Annotated in this window: 11 protein-coding genes, 1 tRNA gene and 1 pseudogene; 5 read left to right on the top strand and 8 right to left on the bottom strand. The window is 58.1% G+C overall.

The window, feature by feature from the left end:
* Positions 1-14: 14 nt before the first annotated feature.
* The 3 genes and pseudogenes from AC27VJ_RS14285 to AC27VJ_RS14275 form a co-directional block, all read left to right on the top strand.
* A pseudogene (locus AC27VJ_RS14285) lies at positions 15-1,256 on the top strand (glycosyltransferase family 1 protein); the annotation flags it as partial.
* A gap of 65 nt (positions 1,257-1,321) precedes the next feature.
* Positions 1,322-4,510: a glycosyltransferase gene (locus tag AC27VJ_RS14280; protein WP_488684581.1), complete on the top strand. Its 3,189-nt coding sequence runs from the start codon at positions 1,322-1,324 to the stop codon at positions 4,508-4,510.
* On the top strand, positions 4,507-6,777 hold the full coding sequence (locus tag AC27VJ_RS14275) for a glycosyltransferase family 4 protein (RefSeq protein WP_488684580.1): 2,271 nt from the start codon (positions 4,507-4,509) through the stop codon (positions 6,775-6,777). The genes AC27VJ_RS14280 and AC27VJ_RS14275 overlap by 4 nt, the downstream gene beginning before the upstream one ends.
* Here AC27VJ_RS14275 and AC27VJ_RS14270 read toward each other — a convergent pair.
* The 6 genes from AC27VJ_RS14270 to AC27VJ_RS14245 all read right to left on the bottom strand — a co-directional run bounded on the left by AC27VJ_RS14270 (position 6,756) and on the right by AC27VJ_RS14245 (position 14,015).
* Positions 6,756-6,832 (bottom strand) — tRNA-Met (locus AC27VJ_RS14270). The two genes, AC27VJ_RS14275 and AC27VJ_RS14270, sit on opposite strands and share 22 nt — an antisense overlap.
* Positions 6,833-6,967: 135 nt before the next feature.
* On the bottom strand, positions 6,968-8,164 hold the full coding sequence (gene mnmA, locus AC27VJ_RS14265; protein WP_488684579.1) for a tRNA 2-thiouridine(34) synthase MnmA: 1,197 nt from the start codon (positions 8,162-8,164) through the stop codon (positions 6,968-6,970).
* A gap of 158 nt (positions 8,165-8,322) precedes the next feature.
* A complete protein-coding gene (locus tag AC27VJ_RS14260; protein WP_113088914.1) occupies positions 8,323-9,510 on the bottom strand; it encodes an OpgC domain-containing protein in 1,188 nt (395 codons plus the stop codon).
* A 371-nt stretch (positions 9,511-9,881) separates the two neighbouring features.
* A complete protein-coding gene (locus tag AC27VJ_RS14255; protein ID WP_488684578.1) occupies positions 9,882-10,958 on the bottom strand; it encodes a Tim44 domain-containing protein in 1,077 nt (358 codons plus the stop codon).
* Between the two features lie 206 nt (positions 10,959-11,164).
* Positions 11,165-12,760 (bottom strand): phosphoglycerate dehydrogenase, encoded by a 1,596-nt coding sequence (gene serA, locus AC27VJ_RS14250; protein WP_488684577.1) that lies wholly within the window; start codon positions 12,758-12,760, stop codon positions 11,165-11,167.
* A gap of 76 nt (positions 12,761-12,836) precedes the next feature.
* A complete protein-coding gene (locus AC27VJ_RS14245) occupies positions 12,837-14,015 on the bottom strand; it encodes a phosphoserine transaminase (protein WP_488684576.1) in 1,179 nt (392 codons plus the stop codon).
* Positions 14,016-14,262: 247 nt separating this feature from the next.
* Between AC27VJ_RS14245 and AC27VJ_RS14240 the strand changes: the two genes are divergently transcribed.
* Entirely contained in the window at positions 14,263-14,844 is a 582-nt protein-coding gene (locus AC27VJ_RS14240) for a DoxX family protein (RefSeq protein ID WP_488684575.1), read from the top strand.
* A gap of 72 nt (positions 14,845-14,916) precedes the next feature.
* Here AC27VJ_RS14240 and AC27VJ_RS14235 read toward each other — a convergent pair whose 3' ends face one another.
* Positions 14,917-15,726: an outer membrane protein gene (locus tag AC27VJ_RS14235; protein ID WP_353577517.1), complete on the bottom strand. Its 810-nt coding sequence runs from the start codon at positions 15,724-15,726 to the stop codon at positions 14,917-14,919.
* Positions 15,727-16,285: 559 nt separating this feature from the next.
* Here AC27VJ_RS14235 and AC27VJ_RS14230 point away from each other — a divergent pair.
* The gene (locus AC27VJ_RS14230) at positions 16,286-18,139 is read left to right on the top strand and encodes a putative bifunctional diguanylate cyclase/phosphodiesterase (protein WP_488684574.1); all 1,854 of its coding nucleotides are present in this window, start codon (positions 16,286-16,288) and stop codon (positions 18,137-18,139) included.
* A 184-nt stretch (positions 18,140-18,323) separates the two neighbouring features.
* Here the strand turns inward: AC27VJ_RS14230 and glmM are convergent, their stop codons facing one another.
* Positions 18,324-19,676 (bottom strand): phosphoglucosamine mutase, encoded by a 1,353-nt coding sequence (gene glmM, locus AC27VJ_RS14225; RefSeq protein WP_488684573.1) that lies wholly within the window; start codon positions 19,674-19,676, stop codon positions 18,324-18,326.
* Between the last annotated feature and the right edge of the window lie 145 nt (positions 19,677-19,821).

Genomic DNA, 19,821 nt, shown 5'->3' with positions numbered 1-19,821 from the left:
ACGCGGATGCGCCAATGAATCTCTCCAGTTCGATTTCCCCGCCGTCACTTGCAGTGTCTGAGCGGAAGACCCCGCTTATCTGCTTTTCGCACCTTCGGTGGGATTTCGTTCTTCAGCGTCCGCAGCATTTGATGTCGCGTTTCGCAAAGGAGAGGGCTGTCTTCTTTTTTGAAGAATTTATACCCACGGACCATCATCTGGCCTATCTGGAAATTCATCCATTCGAGGGAACGACGGTCAAATCCGTGCGTCCGCGCATACCCCACTGGTGGAGCGAGGCCGACCGCGAAAAGGCACTCGCCAATCTGCTGGATGACCTGCTGGCGATGTATGGCGCCGCGCGCCCGATCCTGTGGTTCTACACGCCGACAATGTATAGTTTTGCACGCCACATCGATGCCTCGGCCATCATCTATGACTGCATGGATGAACTGGCGAACTTCAAATTCGCGCCGCACCGCATGAAAGAGATGGAAGCCGCGCTTATGGCGGAGACGGATGTCGTCTTCACCGGCGGCTACAGCCTTTATGAAGCCAAGCGCCACCAGCACGACAATATCCACCCCTTCCCTTCCGGCGTCGATGTCGCCCATTTCCATTCCGCCCGCAGGGACAGGACGGAGCCCGCCGATCAGTTGTCCATCCCCGGCAAGAAGGTCGGCTATTACGGCGTCATCGATGAGCGTCTGGATCTGGAATTGATCGAAGCCTTGGCCAAGGCCAGACCGCAGCTGTCCTTCGTCTTCATTGGCCCCGTCGTCAAAATCGCACCGGAAGATTTGCCGAGGGCCGATAACATTCACTATCTCGGCCAAAAGAATTACCACGACCTGCCGACCTATGTATCCGGCTGGAGCGCAGCGCTCATGCCCTTTGCGCTGAACAGCTCGACGCAATTCATCAGCCCGACCAAGACGCCGGAATATCTGGCCGCAGGCCGCCCTGTCGTCAGCACGGCGATTACGGATGTCATCCGCCATTACGGCGATATCACCGGCGTCTTCGTTGCCGCAGACGCCCCAGCTTTCACAAAGGCCTGCGATGAGGCCATTGCCTTGAAGGCCGGTGGCAAGGAGTGGCTGACGGCAGTGGATATGATGCTTGAGGGATCGTCGTGGGACAAGACCTTCCTGTCCATGAAAGGACTGATGGACGAGGCTGTTCTGCGCAATGCCTACCCGACAATCCCGGCAAAGAAGGCTCTGCCTAGAAAAGCGGGCCTTACCCCGGCTGCTCTTGAGGATGCATTGGCTGTCCCCGGCCTATGAGTGATCACCAGCGACGGATCGTTTTAGCAACGGAAAGTCTGGACCCGTCGGGCATGGGTGAGCACATGCTCACACTTGGCCGCGCGCTTCAGGAAGATTGGAACGTCACCATCGCCGCCCCCGCCGGTGGCGATAGTGAGCTGATCGCAAGGGCCGCGCGCCTTGGCCTTGCGGTGAAGACAATCGATGACATGGAAAGCTTTTCGCAGTGGCTGCAATCCACGCAGGCATCCCTCCTCCATGTCCATGCCGGCATAGGCTGGGAAGGCCATACGCTTGCCCGCGCCGGCATAGCCAGCGGCATTCCCATCACCAGAACAGAGCATCTGCCCTACCTCCTGACCGACGCTGACCAGCAGGAACAATATGCCCGCGAATGCGCAGCCCTCGCCCACCGCATCGTCGTGTCGGATGCGTCCAGATCGAGCTTCGAGAACAATGGCGTCGCGCCAGACCAGATCACCGTTGTGCGCAACGGCACCTTCGCGCTGGAACGCACAGAGCACGAGCATGCCGGTGTAATCGATGGTCTCGAAGGCAAAAAGGTCCTGATAACGGTTGCCCGCTTCACCAAGCAGAAAGACCACGCCACGCTCATCGAAGCCCTGCCCGCCGTTCTTACCGTCCACCCGTCGGCCTTGCTCTTGCTGGTTGGCAGAGGTGAGGAAATGGCCGCCGTGCAAGCCCTGGTACACGAAGGCGCTCTAACCGACCACGTCATCTTCACCGGTCACCGCACGGATATTGCCGCGCTGATGTCCAGCGCCGACCTCTTCGTTTTGCCATCGAAATTCGAAGGACTGCCGCTCGCGGTTCTCGAGGCCATGTCTCTGGGGCTGCCTGTCGTCGCGACAAATATCGGCGGCAATATCGAGGCGCTGGGATTGGACCATCCCTATCTCGCAGAAAGCGGCAACGCTGCCTCTCTGGCCCATGTGCTGATCGAGGCGCTCAACGAGCCGAAGCGGGCCGAAGCCATCGGACAGGCCGGAGCCGCCCGGTTTCAAACGCAATTCTCAGCACAGCGCATGGCGAATGAAACAGCCGCCGTTTACGGGCGCGTTCTTTCCCAACAGCCGCATTTTACACAAGGACATGCTTTCATGGACAAGACACGCATCGGCTTTATCGGTGTCGGCGGCATCGCCCATCGCCATCTGGATATATTGGCCGGTTTCGAAGATGTGGCGCTGGTCGCCTTCGCGGACCCGGATTTTGCACGCGCAGAACAGGCCGCCTCACGCTTCGGCGCAAAGGCTTTCGACAGCCACCGCGCCATGCTGGAGCAGGAAACGCTGGATGCCGTCTATATCTGCATTCCGCCCTTTGCCCATGGCGATGCGGAACGCGACCTGATCAGCCGCAGCATCCCTTTCTTCGTCGAAAAGCCGATCACGCTCGATCTGGCATTGGCCGAGGAACTGAGCGCGGCCATTGAAGCTGCCAACCTCATCACCGGTGTCGGCTACCACTGGCGTTACCTCGACACTGTGGAAGAGGCCCGCCACCTGCTTGCCGATAACCCGGCCCAGCTTCTGTCCGGCTACTGGCTGGACCAGACCCCACCGCCGCAATGGTGGTGGAAGACGGATCGTTCCGGCGGCCAGATGGTGGAACAGGCAACCCATATCATCGACCTTGCGCGTTACCTCATAGGCGAAGTCACACAGGTCTATGGCCGCGCCGGCTTCAAGGATCGGCCCGATTTTCCGGGGCTCGATGTGCCAGCGGTGACCACGGCCAGCCTGACCTTCCAGTCCGGCGTCATTGCCAACATATCCTCCACCTGCCTCTTGGGCTGGAGCCACAAGGTCGGCCTGAACATCTTCGCGGATCGCCTCGCAATCGAGCTGACCGATCATGACATCATGGTCGATGTCGGTGCCGGTCGCCCCGTGCGCCATGCCGAAGGCGATCCCGTCTGGCGCGAAGACCGCGACTTCATCGATGCAGTGCGCGGCGGCGAAAACCACATTCGCTGCACCTATGAAGACGCATTGGCCACCCACCGTGTCGCACTGGCCGTGGCAACATCGGCAGACAATGGCGAAGCGGTGACGCTGGAACAGCCGCTGCTCGACCGAAACCCGCAGGCACCCTTACGCTTCCTGCCCCGTGAAGAGGCACCGCCGCAGGGCCTTGCTCCCGGCCACCGCATCATCCGCTCACTGGGCATCGAAGCACCCGGCAGAGCCTACTTCTTCGATTACGAGGAAGGTCCACCCAGCGATGGCCAGATCCGTCTGGAAACTCTCTATACCGGTTTTTCGGCTGGCACCGAACTGACCTTCATGAAGAACACCAACCCTTACTTCCATTCCCGTTTCGATGCCGGGCGCGGCGTGTTCTTAGAAAACGAGCCGGATTTGCATTATCCCGTGCCCTTCCTAGGCTATATGGAAGTGGCACGCGTCACCGAATCCCGTTGCGGCGATTTCAACCCGGGCAACGTTCTGGCAACCACCTACGCGCACAAAAGCGGCCACACCGCCAATCCCTTCCATGACGTGCTGGTCCCAATGCCCAGCGATATAGACCCGGTGCTCGGCGTCCTCGTCGCCCAGATGGGACCGATTGCCGCCAATGGCATTCTGCATGCAGACGCGGATGCACTCGGCACCAACATCGCCTCCTTCGGTGCAGGCATTGCCGGACGCAATGTCATCATCATCGGCGCAGGCACGGTCGGGCTGATGACGGCACTGTTTGCGCAGAAGGCTGGCGCACTCGGCGTCATCATCGCCGACCCGTCAGAGTTCCGGCGTTCAAAGGCCGAAGCCATGGGGCTCATGGCCATGACGGAAGACGCGGCATGGCAGCACGCCAAGGCACGCTGGCACAATGGCGGCAGCGACCGCGGCGCGGATATCGTCTTCCAGACCCGTGCCCATGCGGAAAGCCTGCATGCCGCGCTCAAAGCCTTGCGCCCGCAGGGTACCGTCATCGACCTTGCCTTCTATCAGGGCGGTGCAGACCGGCTGCGGCTGGGTGAGGAGTTTCACCATAACGGCCTCAACATCCGCTGCGCCCAGATCAACCGCGTCCCGCGCGGCCTCGGCAGCCAGTGGGACAGGCGTCGCCTTGCCCATGAAACGATCAGCCTGCTGAAAAGCCATGGGCCAATCATCCGCGAACAGATGATTACCCATATCGTGCCCTTCGAGGATGGCCCGGCCTTTCTGGCTGATCTCGTCGCCAACCGTCCGGAATTTCTGCAGATCGTTTTCAAGGTCGAAGCATGACGCCCCACGAACCGCCTCTACGCATTCTCTTCGTTTTTGCATGGCTTGTTGTTGGTGGGGAGGAAACGGAAGTCCGGCTCCTCGCCCGCAATCTTGATCGCGCCCGCTACCGTCTCGACGTGGTTGCCTGTTTCCACAAACCCAACATGCCACCGCAGACCCATGAGCAACTGACTGAACTCGGCGTCGATGTCGATACGACGCCTTATGGCCTATCCTTCGAAGATACGGTCGCCTATCTGGCAAACAAGATCGCCGCCTATGATGTCGTCATCTCTTGCCAGAACGTCGCCGATATCTACCCCGCACTGGAGCGCCTGCACTGGCGTCCACCGCTCATCGAGCATGGCGGGCTGGTGTCCGAAGCTTTGGCCGGACCTAAGCATTTCACCAGTCGCTATGTCGGCGTTTGCCGCTCCATCTGCGATGCTGCCAAATCCATCATGCCGGGCCGAGACAGCGACGTCATCGAAATCCCCTCCATGGTCGATCTCTCCGAATTCGAACACAGCCAGCGCCACTCCATCCGCGCCTCTCTCGGCGTAGGTGATGACACAATGCTCATCGGCTGGGTCGGCAGGCTGGACGCAAAGAAAAACGTCGAAGACTTCATTGAAGCGGCGTCGCTCGTCAATGCGCGAAATCCAGATGCGCGTTTCCTTGTCATCGGCGGCCCGGACGCCTTCATGCCAGATTATGCCACTCATCTGCGGGCGCTGGCCAAAACCAGGAAACTCGACAATGTTCTGAGCTTCCTCGGAGACCGCAAGGATATCCCTGCCCTTCTATCTGCGATGGATATTTTCGTCTGGCTCTCCAAGGGCGAAGGCATGCCGCATGTGATTGCCGAAGCCGGAGCCGCTGGACTGCCCGTGATCGCAACGCCCGACAATGGCGCCATGCAACAGATCGAAGACGAGGTTTCCGGGCTCTTCGTTCCCTATAACGATCCCTCAGCCGTCGCCGATGCAATGGAACGGTTGATTGCATCCGGCACTTTGCGCACCCAGCTTGGCCAAGCGCTTCGCCGCAAGGTGGAAACCAGCTACTCCGCCACCGCCATCGTCCCGCAATGGGAAAAGCTCATCCAGGCCGTCATGCAGGAACGCCCCGCCTCCGGCCCGACCGGACTGTTCCAGTCCTTTCTGCAAGGTGGCTTCGAGTGCTCCACCCACCGTCTGCGCACCCGAGAGGGAGAGGCAAAGGGCAAGCGCCTCGACGTCATCGCGGCGACGGATCATGATATCCACACCGCCGCTGATTACCGCCAGCTCGCATCCCACAACATCCGCACCATGCGGGATGGTCTGCGCTGGCATCTCATCGAAAACACGCCCGGACATTACGACTGGTCAAGCTTCACTCCCATGCTGAAGGCCGCAAGCGATACGGGAACGCAAGTCATCTGGGATTTGCTGCATTACGGCTGGCCTGACGATATCGACATCTGGTCCCCCCACTTCGTCAAACGCTTCGCCCGCTTTGCCGCCGCCGCCGCAAAGGTAGTGAAAGACCAGACTGACGCCATCCCCTTTTATTCGCCCGTCAATGAAATCTCGTTCTTCTCATGGGGCGGTGGTGATGCCGCCTATCTCAACCCCTTCGCCCATGGGCGTGGTTTCGAGCTGAAAGTGCAACTGGCCCACGCCGCGATCGCCGCCATGGATGCTATCATCGACGTCGAGCCAAGAGCGCGCTTCGTCCACTGCGACCCCGTCATCAACGTCATCACCGACCCCTCCCGCCCATGGGAGCGCGGCGTGGCCGAAGGCCATCGTCAATCACAATTTCAGGGTTGGGATCTGCTATCTGGCCGAATGTGGCCGCAGATCGGCGGCGCCGACAAATATCTCGATATCGTCGGCGTCAACTACTACCACAACAACCAATGGATCCACGGCGGCCCACCCATCGACATGGACCACCCGCTCTACAAACCCTTCCGAACCATCCTCACCGAGACCTACGCCCGCTACGGCAAACCCATCTTCATCGCCGAAACCGGCATAGAAGGCGACCGCCGCGCCAGTTGGATGTCCTACATCCACCAGGAAGTTACCGCCGCCATGAAACAGGGTGTCCCCATCGAAGGCATCTGCCTCTACCCCATCGTCAACCACCCCGGCTGGGACGACGACCGCGCGTGTGAGAATGGGTTGTTGGGAGCGAAGTTCGGGGGTGAGGGAAGAGACGTATATGCGCCGCTTGCTGATGTGCTGACTGGTGTCTCAAATTCGGGAAAATTTGGTAGCGGGAGAGGGACTTGAACCCCCGACACGCGGATTATGATTCCGCTGCTCTAACCACCTGAGCTACCCCGCCACAGAGGGACGTGACAGTTTTGTAACCGCCCGTTCCATCAGGATGAGCGGCTTATAAGGTGCCGCTCCCTAAAGTGTCAAGCGCAAGATGCGCAAAAACGTCGCTTTCTATACTGCGGTAAAAACCTGAATGGTTTCAGGCCGCGACCGGGTTTTGCAACAGGGCTTTCAGCGACGCTTCGGCATCTGCTGAACGCTCCGAGCGTTCGATGAAACCGCCGCCATAGACGCGGGCGTCGGCGCCGGGGGCGGAGTAAAGGACGCAGGCTTGTCCTGGGGCTACACCGGCCTCACCGATGGCGAGATCGACATAAACGCCCTTCTCATCCGCATGCAGCATGGCCTCGCCTGGCGGGCGTGTGGAGCGGACCTTGGCGAAACAGGCAAAGCCGTTGCGCGCATCGTCCAGAAGATTGCCGTCGCCCAGCCAGTTCATATCGCGCAGGTAGACGCGGTGCGTTTCCAGCGCCTCACGCGGGCCAACGATAACGCGGCGGCCACGGGCATCAAGGTGGACGACGTAAAGCGGCTCACCTGTCGCAACGCCAATGCCGCGGCGCTGGCCAATGGTGTAATGCACGATGCCATCGTGACGGCCCAGAACGCGGCCATCGAGATGGACGATATCGCCTACCAATGCGGCGTTCGGCTTCAGCTTGTTGATGATATCGGTATATTTGCCTTGCGGCACGAAACAGATGTCCTGGCTGTCAGCCTTCTTGGCGACGACGAGACCCATCTCTTCGGCAAGCTCGCGCGTTTGCGCCTTGGAGAGACCGCCCAGCGGAAAGCGCAGATAATCGATCTGCTCCTGCGTGGTCGCAAACAGGAACCAACTCTGGTCGCGGTCGCTATCGATGGGGCGGTAGAGCGCACGGCGATTGGGATGGCCGGAAACAGGGTTAAGGCGCGAGCGGATATAGTGGCCGGTCGCCAGCGCATCCGCACCCAGCTCCTGCGCGGTGGCCAAGAGATCGGCAAACTTGACCGTCTGGTTGCAGGCAACGCAGGGAACAGGCGTTTCGCCCATGGCATAGGCTTCGGCAAAGGGATTGATCACGGTTTCGCGGAAGCGGGCTTCATAATCCAGCACGTAGTGCGGAATGCCCAGCGTTTCGCATACGCGGCGCGCGTCGTCGATGTCCTGCCCCGCGCAGCAGGAGCCCGCGCGGTGGACGGCAGCGCCGTGATCGTAAAGCTGAAGGGTTATGCCGAGGACGTCATAGCCCTCACGTTTGAGGATTCCCGCCACAACGGAGGAGTCCACGCCGCCGGACATGGCGACGACAATCCGGGTATCTTCCGGCTTCTTATCAAAGTCGAGCGTGTTCACGTGTTTTCCAATCGTCAGTCATACCGGGGTTCAAGGCCCCGCCGCCTGTCGTCTCCGGTTCAACCGGAATGAAGGTGCTGCATATAGAAAAAAATGGCTGAAAACGCAAGTAGAGGGCGGTGGACCGCCCTCTACTCATTGGTTCTGGATGGATGACGTCAGGCGCCGGCGGTTTTCTGACCGTCGCCCAGCCACTTTTCGCGTTCTCTCCACAGAGCGGGCAGAGCCAGCATGGCGACACCAACAAGTGCGATGATCGTCTTTTCCACCTGCGTCAGCTCAGCGGTCCGGCCATCGAGGTAGTAGATGCCGTAGACGATAGCGACGTGCCAGACATAGACCTGAAGCGAGTGGCGCCCCAGAAGCTGAAGGAATTTCAGCGACAGAACCCAAGTGACAGCGGCAGCGGCCTTCTGCACCAGCGGATTATGGTGCTTGGGACCAGCGATCAGCAACCATGTCAGGCCAACGCCGACGGCGAGAAAGTTGATGAGATAGACCGGGCCAAAGTCAGCACGAATTTCCATGGTCGAGAACTTGCCGAGCATGAATTCCGGCATCAGGTTCCACGCCGTTGCAATACGCAGCGGCACGAAGAACAGGCAGACGATGAGCGCCGCCTTGGCAATCCAGCTACGCTGCGGCGAAAAGATTTTCGTCCAGGCGATTTTGTTCTGCGCCGTCATGGCGCCCATGACCAGTGCAGAGAAGAACACCAGCTGCCAGCCGAACAGGTTGAAGCTGACACGAATGCCCTGCTCGTCTGCGCCCTTCACCAGTTCGTTGACCGGCGTGGTGAACAGCTGCTGCAAACCGAGCTGACCGGCCATCCACACCAGCAGCGAACCCGCCATGACATAGGCCCACTTGCCATCAAGGCACAGCTTGACGAGGAACGGCGCAAAAATCATGTAGACGATATATTGCGGCAGAATGTCCATGAATGTCGGCTGGAACAGGAAGGTCGCAATTGCAGCCAGACGCAGCGGATCGTCAAACGACGTCATGCCGAGCCAGTTGTACCAGATGTAAGGTGCATGCGGGATAATCATGCGGACAAAGAGCACCGCAATGACGAGGCCCATGGCGTATTTATACAGTTCCAACGCACGCGCCCAGATGAGGTCACGGCCCATCTCATAGCCGTACTTCATCATTTTGCGGGCATAGACCATGCCGATCAGAAGACCCGACAGGAAGACGAAGCCCTGAGCATCTTCTACGAAAGCGAACTGCCGGTGGTTGATCTCCATCAGCCACAGGCCGCCAGCGAAGACGAGGTGGTTGATCAGCATGAAGACGAGAAAATACCCGCGCATCCCATCGATCAGGTCAAAGCGTTTCATCTGGCTTGCTCTCCATAATCGCAGGCACCTCTGAGCCAAGGTTGCCTGATCCGAACGACAGGATGGTTCTTGGGATACCATCCAAACTTGGATCGTGAACGCGGTTTTAAGGCTGCGGTTCCGCCAAAAACAGCGTTTTACCGCTCGCGTTGATTTCACATTGCTGTGTTGCGCCCTTGGGTAAAGCTCCCTGACTGAACGCTGGATGAATGAAAAATGGCGATTGCGTGGATGAACTGCGGCGAACCATAACAAGGGCTTAGCGCCCAAAACACCGCGAGCGCCTGAAACACAGGGCCTCTGGAACGACAATGGCCGGTGCAGAACTTGCTCTGCACCGGCCATATTTTCATTCAGTTTTTTTCAACCTGTCAGGCTGCGGCCTGGATGGCGGCGACCTGCCACTCCGAACCGTCCTGGCGAACGAATGTCCACAGCTCGGTTGATTCTTCCGGCTCGTGCTCGTTGCCTTCAACGATCTTGCCGGTATTGCGATCACGCATCACGTCAATGGCAGAGTAGCGCATGGCGACCGTGGCGTAGTCCTTGCCTTCTTCGTGCCAGGCTTCTGCAACATCACCCTGCAACAAGGTCACGTCGCGCACGTCGTTCTTGACGCCGCTGGTGGCGTGGTCGCTCAGTTCCTCGGCCAGATAAGACATGGCTTCCGGCGTGGTCAGCTTGCGAAGTGCGCTGTAGTCCTCGGCGGCATAGGCAGCCTGAACGTTCTCCAGCGTCTTCTGGAAGGTTTCCAGATCGACCTGCGTCACGCCGATTTCATCACCTTCCGACATGGCATTTTCATGCGGCGTCGGCTTTGGCGCGACAGGAGCAGCAGCAGCCGTTGCTGCGGCGGCACCACCGAAGGAACCGGCCTTGGAACCCATCTGCGGAATCTTGAAGCCACCGATCGAGTTCTGGTTGCCCTGCGGCGCAGAATAGTCATTTCGTGCTGAGCTGTTGCCAGCCGCACCGCCGAATGCAGGCTTGCCCTGACGGCGCGATGCGAAAAAGCGCATGGCGAGCATGATCAGACCACCGATGATAAGACCCTGCAGCAGCATGCCAAAGAAACCGGCCATACCACCGAAGCCGCCGCCCATGAGCATGCCGAACAGGCCGCCCATCAGCAAACCACCCATAAGGCCGCCCATCATGCCACCGAACATACCGCGGCTCTGCTGCGGTGCCTGTGCATTCGGGCGCGCAGGCTGTGCTGCACCCGGCGTCGCCTGATTGGTATTGGGCGTCATGCTGCGATTGATCGGAGCTGCCTGACCCGGCGTCGTATTTGTTGCAGGCGGCGCGGAAAAGGTTCTCGTGCCACGGCTACCGAAACCGCCGCTTGCGCGCCGTGCCTCGGCCATATCCACAGCAATGAATGAAACGGCAATGCCCAATGCGGCAACCGCAAACAAACCCCTAAAGCGCCTAATGGCAGCAAACATCGTCTTCTCCTGTTGCACCGCCCTCCCATTGAGCGGCCTGTCTTGGTCGATATAGCAACTATGGATCATCATTTTTAGAGGAATGGCATAAAAATTTTCGTGATATGCAACCTTGAGTAAATATATGGTCGTAAACACAAAAAACCCGGCACGGGATTTCTCCTGTGCCGGGTGATTTTCATGTGTCGAAGATAGCCAGAAACAGCTTAGTCGATGTTGAAAGACAGCGACTTGACCTGACGGATGGCCGGGTTGGCGCGCAGCTTGTCCAGCACGTCTTCCGACACCGGACCATCAACGTAAAGAAGCGCAATCGCGTCGCCGCTTTCCTTTTCGCGACCCAGCTGGAAGTTGGCGATGTTGACACCAGCTTCACCCAGCGTCGTACCCATGAAGCCGATCATGCCGGGAACGTCGGTGTTGGTGATGTAGATCATGTGCTGACCGACATCGGCATCCATGTTGATGTTCTTGATCTGGATGAAACGGGCCTTGCCATCCGAAAACACCGTTCCGGCAACCGAACGGACCTGATTTTCGGTCTTCACGGTCAGCTTGATGAAGCCGTCATAAACACCGGTCTTGTCGCGCTTGACTTCGGAAAGGATGATGCCCTTTTCCTTGATCATGATCGGCGCGGAAACCATGTTCACGTCAGCCACCTGTGGGCGGATGAGACCGGCCAGAAGTGCCGAGGTCAGCGCCTTGGTGTTCATGTTGGCGGTTGCGCCATCATAAAGGATTTCGATTTCCTTGGTGGCACTTTCCTGCACCTGACCGACGAAGGAGCCGAGAACGTCTGCCAGCTTGATGAAGGGTTTCAAGCGCGGTGCTTCGTCAGCGGTGATGGACGGCATGTTGATGGCGTTGGAAACGGCACCCTTGACGAGATAGTCAGACATCTGCTCGGCAACCTGAAGGGCCACGTTTTCCTGTGCTTCGGTGGTCGAAGCGCCAAGGTGCGGTGTGCAGACGACGTTGGGCAGGCCAAACAGCGGGCTTTCCGTGGCAGGCTCGACTTCGAACACGTCAAAACCGGCACCGGCAACATGGCCGGACTTGATGGCTTCGGCAAGTGCTGCTTCATCCACCAGACCACCACGGGCACAGTTGATGATGCGAACGCCGGGCTTTGTCTTGGCAAGGTTTTCAGCGCCCAGAATGCCGCGTGTCTTGTCCGTCATCGGCACATGCAGCGTGATGAAATCGGCCTGGGCCAGAAGCTCGTCCAGCTCGACCTTGGTCACGCCCATTTCCTGCGCACGCTCTGGCGACAGGAAGGGGTCGTAGGCGAGAACATTCATCTTGAGGCCAAGCGCACGCGAGCAGACGATACCGCCGATGTTGCCCGCACCGATGACGCCCAGCGTCTTGCCAGTGATTTCAACGCCCATGAACTTAGACTTTTCCCACTTACCGGCCTGCGTGGAGGCATCTGCTGCCGGAAGCTGGCGGGCAACGGCAAACATCAGCGCAATGGCGTGTTCGGCAGTCGTAATGGAGTTGCCGAATGGCGTGTTCATGACGATGATACCGCGGCGCGAGGCAGCGGGGATATCGACATTGTCCACACCGATACCGGCGCGGCCGATGACCTTGAGGTTGGTTGCGGCTTCGATCAGCTTTTCCGTCGCCTTGGTGGCGGAACGGATGGCCAGACCATCGTAATTGCCGATGATTTCGGCCAGCTTGTCCTTGTCCTTGCCGAGTTTCGGCTGGAAATCGACTTCTACGCCGCGATCACGGAAAATCTGGACGGCAGTTTCCGACAGTTCGTCAGATACGAGTACGCGAGGTGCCATGGTGTGGGCTCCTTGAAATGGGTTTATTCTTGAGAATGAGGCATGAACGGCCCTGCACTCGCAGGGCCGGAATCAATCAGGCGGCAGCCTTGAAAGTCGCGGCCTTCTGCGTTTCGAATGCCCATTTCAGCCAGGGCATGACGGCCTGCATGTCTGCCGTTTCGATGGTTGCACCGGCCCAGATGCGAAGGCCTGATGGCGCATCGCGGTAAGCACCGATATCGAGCGCTACATTTTCCTTTCCGAGAAGGGCAACCATACCCTTGGCGAAATCGGCTTGGGCTGCAGCATCAAGAGCGGCAACGTCCTTGCAGACGATCTTAAGGCAGACGGAGGTGTTGGAGCGCGTCTCATCGACAACGGCCAGATTGGCAATCCAGTTATGCTCAGTCACAAAGTCGAAAATGACCTTGGCGTTTGCATCGGCCCGCGCCATCAGGGCCTTGAGGCCACCGAGGTTCTTCGCCCACAGCAGCGCATCGATATAATCTTCGACGCAAAGCATGGATGGCGTGTTGATGGTTTCGCCGGTGAAGATGCCCTCGATCAGCTTGCCGCCAGATGTCATGCGGAAAATCTTCGGCAGCGGCCAGGCAGGCACGTAGGTCGTCAAACGCTCTACAGCGCGTGGCGACAGAATGATGACGCCATGGCCGCCCTCGCCGCCCAGAACCTTCTGCCAGGAGAAGGTGGTAACGTCTAGCTTGGTAAAGTCCATGTCCTGCGCAAAGGCAGCAGATGTCGCATCGCAAATGGTCAGACCCTTACGATCCGCAGGAATGAAATCAGCATTGGGAACGCGAACACCCGATGTGGTGCCGTTCCAGGTAAAGACCACGTCACGGTCGAAATCGATCGTGGAAAGGTCTGGCAGAACGCCGTAATCGGCCTCGATCTTGCGAACGTCCTTCAGCTTGAGCTGCTTGACGACGTCGGTCACCCAACCGGCACCGAAGCTTTCCCACGCAACCATGTCAACGCCACGTTCACCGAGCAGCGACCACAGAGCCATTTCAACGGCACCGGTGTCGGATGCAGGAACGATACCGATGCGATAATCGGCGGGAACGTTCAGGACTTCGCGGGTGAGATCGATGGCCTGCTTCAGCTTGGCTTTGCCAACCTTGGCGCGATGCGAACGACCAAGCGGTGCATCGGCGAGAGCGTCGAGCGACCAACCGGGGCGCTTCGAGCAGGGACCAGAAGAGAAATGCGCATTGCCCGGACGAACGTCCGGTTTCACTATATCTGTCATTTGACTACCCTTTCAGATAGGCGCTCCACGTTAGGGTGGAGTGTCCTGACAGCGGTGCTATGCCTGTCGGCCGTCACAGTCAAGGGGAATATGTCGCAGCCGACAGAAATTTTGGCCCGTCTGCGTCATCACTGGCACCACCCAACAGGCAGGCCAGTCCCGTTCTGCGAGCGTCTTGACACAGGTCAAACACATCACGCCCCAACGGGTGCAAGTTGATGATCATCAACCCAAGAAAGATACTGACATGAATAGAGAGGCTCCTTTTTCAACCGATCGCAATGTTCTCATCATCCCTTTTCTGTCCGGGTTCTATGAGAAATTTGCCCAACCCCTCGCCTGGACAGCGCTTCGCGTCGCCATAGGCGGTATGCTGACCCTGGAAGGATATCCCAAAATACTGGCACCCTTCGCACAGGTCGGCTTTGTCGAAAATCTGGGCTTCTATCCCGGCTGGCTGTGGTCGCCGACGCTGGCTGCCATGCAGTTTTTCGGCGGTATCTTCATCGCGCTCGGCCTTTTCACCCGCCCCGTTGCCCTGGCAAATGCGGTGATGCTGGCGATCACGCTCTGGTTCCACTTCGCCAACCCTTACGGCCACGCCCTGTTGACGGATGCCGGCATGGAAGCGCTGAAAGCGGCCAATCAGACCCTGCTCACACCGCAAGGCCTGAAGCGGCTTGCCGATGGCGGCACGATTTTCCTTGAACAGGTGCAGACCAAGGCCGAATTGGCCTCGCTGTTCTGGACAGGCGGCGCCGCCCTCTTCGCAGCCTTTGGCGGCGGATACTGGTCGATAGACAAGTGCCTGCTGAAAAAGCAGTTCTGACAGAGGCATAAAAGAAAAACCGCCCGCATCAGTCTTGATGCGGGCGGTGTTTTATTCGTGATAGTTTTCAGATTACTTGTAAACCGCAGGCTGAAGCGGAATGTCAGCTGGCGGAATGTACTGGGCGGTATCGCAACCGTTGAAGACGTAACGGCCACCGACGCGCACTTCGTGCGAGGTCAGACCCTTGTCACGGCCCGTGCTGACGGCACCACGGCCACCAAACATTTCACCGCTGCCGATCTGGCGGAAACGATAACCGACGTCGGCCTTGAGATTGCACGTCACGTCAATCGATGCACCGGCCATCAGTGCGTAAGCAAAGCGCCAGTCGCCCTTACCTTCAAACTCGCAGCAACCGCTGTCGAGCTTAACAGTGTCCCACTTGACGTGCGCGCCACCGATACCTGCACCCAGGTAAGGTGTTATGCGTCCGTATGTTCCAAGATCGACATAGGCGTTGGCCAGCAAGCTATAGGCACGCAGCGATGAGCGGAAATTGTCATCGCCCGTACCTGCCGCATTCGTCGCTGTTCCGCGAAAATTGGACTTCGCCATGTAATCGAAGGTCAAATCCGTGCGGAGGTAGTTGTTGATCTGATAACCAACACCCGCGCCGAAGAGGAAACTATCCTTGGTCGACTCTGTGCTTGAATGAGCGAACTCGTTTGAACCGCTGACCACACGCGAAAATTCAAAGCTGCGTGCCTTGTTGAACGAATATCCAACGTCACCGCGCAGATACCAGCCACTGGCTTCCTGAACAGCCACTTCCGGTGGCGTGTCGATGAAGGCAGGTGGTGCAGCCTGATACAAATCGGCTGCGAAAGCGGTTTGGCATGCCATCAATGCGGCGACGACACCGATCAGGCTCTTTTTCATTACGGCGGCTCCCTAAGCGGTACAGGCGTCAAACGCGGCAATACCCGTGAAATTCTTCATTTACGAAGCCTGAAGGAAAATGGTTAAATCCATCTTAAAATTCTTAGTAGTCGGGTGATCTTTACTAACGATCACGGTTAATATTTTACGACTGCCTGAAACCAAATCCTGCTCGCGTGGAAAAATAAACTCCCGGAATGCGGGTATTTTGGCGACTTCTCGACACTAAAGCGCGATTCAACCCCTCAATGGAATAATATTTTATTAGCCAACATTATTGTCCTTATCGAAACAACATTGGCCCATGATCAGTATAGATTGCGAATGTCCACGCAAGCGAATGATATGAGGTCAGACATGAGGTGCTGATCGTAAGGGAAATCCTCTCCCGCGCATTCCCGCAGCACGATTTATCTGTCGCTGTCCGTCCAGAATCGTCCAGGATTTTCCCTCGTTGACCATCCAGTTGAAGCACCTTATCGAATTCATCCGAATTCCCGTTCACAATCCGGATTTGCTGAAAGCCAAATATCGCGCTTTCTGCAGGCAGATGCCGGTCATGTATTTGATTCTGATATCAAGCACATGGGCGCTGGCCGCAACACATATGTCCGTCGCTCCGGCCTGGCTGACCATCGGCATCCCGTCCGTCTTTACGGCCATCACCATCATCCGCGTCATTTTCTGGTGGAAGTCGCGTGATCACGCCCCCTCCACCGAGGAAGCCCTTGCCGCGCTGAAACGAACGCAGCGGCTGGCCGTCTGCATTTCCACGGCTTTCACGACCTGGTCGTTTCTGCTCTACCCCTATGGCGGCGCTTACCAGCAGTCCCATGTCGCTTTCTACATGGCGATTACGGTCATCTCCTGCATCTTCTGCATGATGCATATTCGCTCGGCAGCCTTTGCCGTCGCCGTCATCGTCAATGGCGCCTTCGTGGTGTTCTTCATGGCCACCGGCCAAGCGACGTTTATTGCCATTGCGGTCAATATTCTTCTGGTCACCTTCGGCATGCTGGCGGTGCTGATGGTGAATTACGGCAATTTCGAACGCATGATCGTCGCCCAGCAGCAGACGGAAGCCCTGAGCAACGAAAACCTGCGATTGGCCAATATAGACAGCCTGACGGGACTGCCGAACCGTCGCGCCTTCTTCAACCATCTGACCGAAGCTTTCGACACTGCCACGCGCGAGCAGACGCGGCTGGCCGTCGGCGTCATCGATCTCGATGGCTTCAAGCCCGTCAATGATCTTTACGGCCATTCCTCCGGCGACCGTTTGTTGATGGAAGTCAGCAGCCGCCTCACCCAATATTTCGCCTCTACCGATCTGTTTCTGGCCCGTCTTGGCGGAGACGAATTCGCCTTCGTCATTTCCGATGTCGCCAACGACCGGGATGTGGTCAGCGAATGCAACCGCATGTGCGCGCATATGCACGCCCCTTTCACCCTGCCGGATGCGACGATCATGATTTCCGGCTCCATCGGCATCGCTGTTTATCCTGACCTTGCCGCATCGCCGGAAGAACTGTTCGACCGTGCCGATTACGCGCTCTATCACGGCAAGCGCCAGAAGCGCGGCAACAGCACGCTGTTCACCACCCGCCATGTGGAGGAAATCCACCGCGATGCGCGCATTGAGCAGACGCTGAAACAGGCGGATCTCGTCACCGAACTCTCGGTGCTCTTCCAGCCTATCGTGGATGTCTCAACCCGGAAAACAGCAGGTTTTGAAGCTCTGGCGCGCTGGAACAGCCCCGCGCTCGGGCCGGTCTCGCCCAGCCAGTTCATTCCCATTGCCGAACGCGCGGGCATCATCGGCGGCCTGACCCGAACACTTCTGAAGAAGGCACTCGCTGCCGCCAGCCAATGGCCCGACGACATCCGATTGTCCTTCAATCTCTCGGCGCAGGACTTGAACAGCCCGGAAGCCGTGATCGCACTGATCGCCATTATCGAAACCAGCGATTTCGATGCGACTCGCCTTGATCTTGAAATCACCGAAACGGCATTCATCCACGATACGCGGCAGGCAAGGCAATCCGTGGAAATGCTGCGGCAGATCGGCTGCGGTATTTCGCTGGATGATTTCGGCACAGGCTATTCCAGCCTGACCTCGCTTCACTCGCTACCGCTGACCAAAATCAAGATCGACCACAGCTTCGTCCACGAAATTCAAAACAATCCCGCCAGCGAAAAAATCGTCCGCTCCGTGCTGACCCTCAGCCGCGAAATGGGCCTCGATGCCATCGTGGAAGGCGTGGAAACCGACGCGGAAATGTCGGCTATCACGCATCTCGGCGGCAATTTCATGCAGGGCTATCTGTTCTCCCGGCCCATCGAAGACAAGGCGGTTGCTGGTTATCTGGCATTGGAAACGGCGTCGGATTTTCGTGTGTATCGCGAGGCTTAGTGCCTGCGTGGACGCGGATATATAAGGTTTAGTTTATCGATAACCGTATACGCGTTTTCGACGTCATCCTCGGGCTTGTCCCGAGGATCTGCCCACGTTTGATCTTGTGGTTCGTTAGATCCTCGGCACAAGGCCGAGGATGACGCTAAACCTTTATGAAGTGAGCATAGTGGCCAGACATGCCTTACGCCGCCGTCCGCGCACTGGAAATCACGCCCACGAGATCGTTGACGATCCGCTCAACCTGCGCGCTGTCATCGCCTTCCGCCATAACGCGAATGAGCGGTTCCGTGCCGGAGGGGCGGATGACGAGGCGGCCATTATTGGCCAGAGCGCTTTCCGCATCGGCAATGGCCTGCTGTACCACTGGATTTTCCAACGGCTTGCCGCCGGATATGCGGACATTCTTCAACAGCTGCGGCACGGGATCGAATTTGCGGCAGACTTCGCTCACCGTGCGGCCGGAACGCTTGACGCGAGCCAGCACCTGAAGCGCGGCCACCAGACCATCGCCCGTGGTGCCGTAATCGGACAGAACGATGTGACCGGACTGCTCACCACCGACATTGAAATCATGGTTGCGCATATGTTCGACTACGTAGCGGTCACCGACCTTGGTGCGGGCCAGCGTCAGGCCCTTGTCATCAAGGAAGCGCTCGAGCCCGAGATTGGACATGACAGTCGCGACGATGCCGCCGCCGCGCAGAATCTTGTCATCAGCCCAGCTGGCGGCAATGGTTGCCATCAGCTGATCGCCATCGACGATCTGGCCGCGCTCGTCCACGATGATGACACGATCCGCATCGCCATCAAGCGCGATGCCGATGTCTGCACGCACCTCATGCACCTTTTTCTGAAGGGCTTCAGGATGGGTGGAGCCGCATTCGAAGTTGATGTTGGTGCCGTTCGGCTCATTGCCGATGGTCACGACCTCTGCGCCCAGTTCCCACAGCGCTGCCGGAGCAACCTTGTAAGCCGCGCCATTGGCGCAATCGATGGCGATCCTCAAACCGCTCAGCGTCACATCACGCGGCAAAGTGCGTTTCACGAATTCGATGTAGCGATAGATATCGCCATCCACACGCTTGGCGCGACCGATCTCATGCGGCTTGGCCAGCTGCGCATAAATGTCCTTGTCGAGCAGATCTTCGATCTCAAGCTCCAGCTCATCGGACAGCTTGTAACCATCCGGGCCGAAAAGCTTGATACCGTTATCGGCAAAGGGGTTGTGCGAAGCCGAGATCATCACGCCAATATCGGCGCGCAGCGAGCGTGTCAGCATGGCAACAGCTGGTGTCGGGATCGGTCCCAGCAGAAACACATCCAGCCCGGCGGCGGTAAAACCGGCCACCAGCGCATTTTCCAGCATATAGCCGGAAAGACGCGTATCCTTGCCGATGACGACACGGTGACGGTGATGGCCACGCCGGAAGATCGTACCAACCGCAATGCCCACACGCATCGCAAGATCAGGCGTCATCGGGAAGACGTTGGATTGCCCGCGAATACCATCGGTTCCGAAATAGCGACGTGTCATGTGAACTCCAGAATTTGTCCCGTGCGTAGCCTGCACCACCCGGATGCACCACAGCCCTTTCAGGCTAGATGCCATAAAAGCCAGCATACAGCACGTAAATTACCGCAAAAACCCAATATATGTCGTTACCGGGCAAAGGTTCTCA

The organism is Agrobacterium sp. 20P9.1.2, from assembly GCF_057799395.1.
Note: the sequence above shows the minus strand (reverse complement) of the source record. Positions and strands in the feature narration are given on the sequence as shown.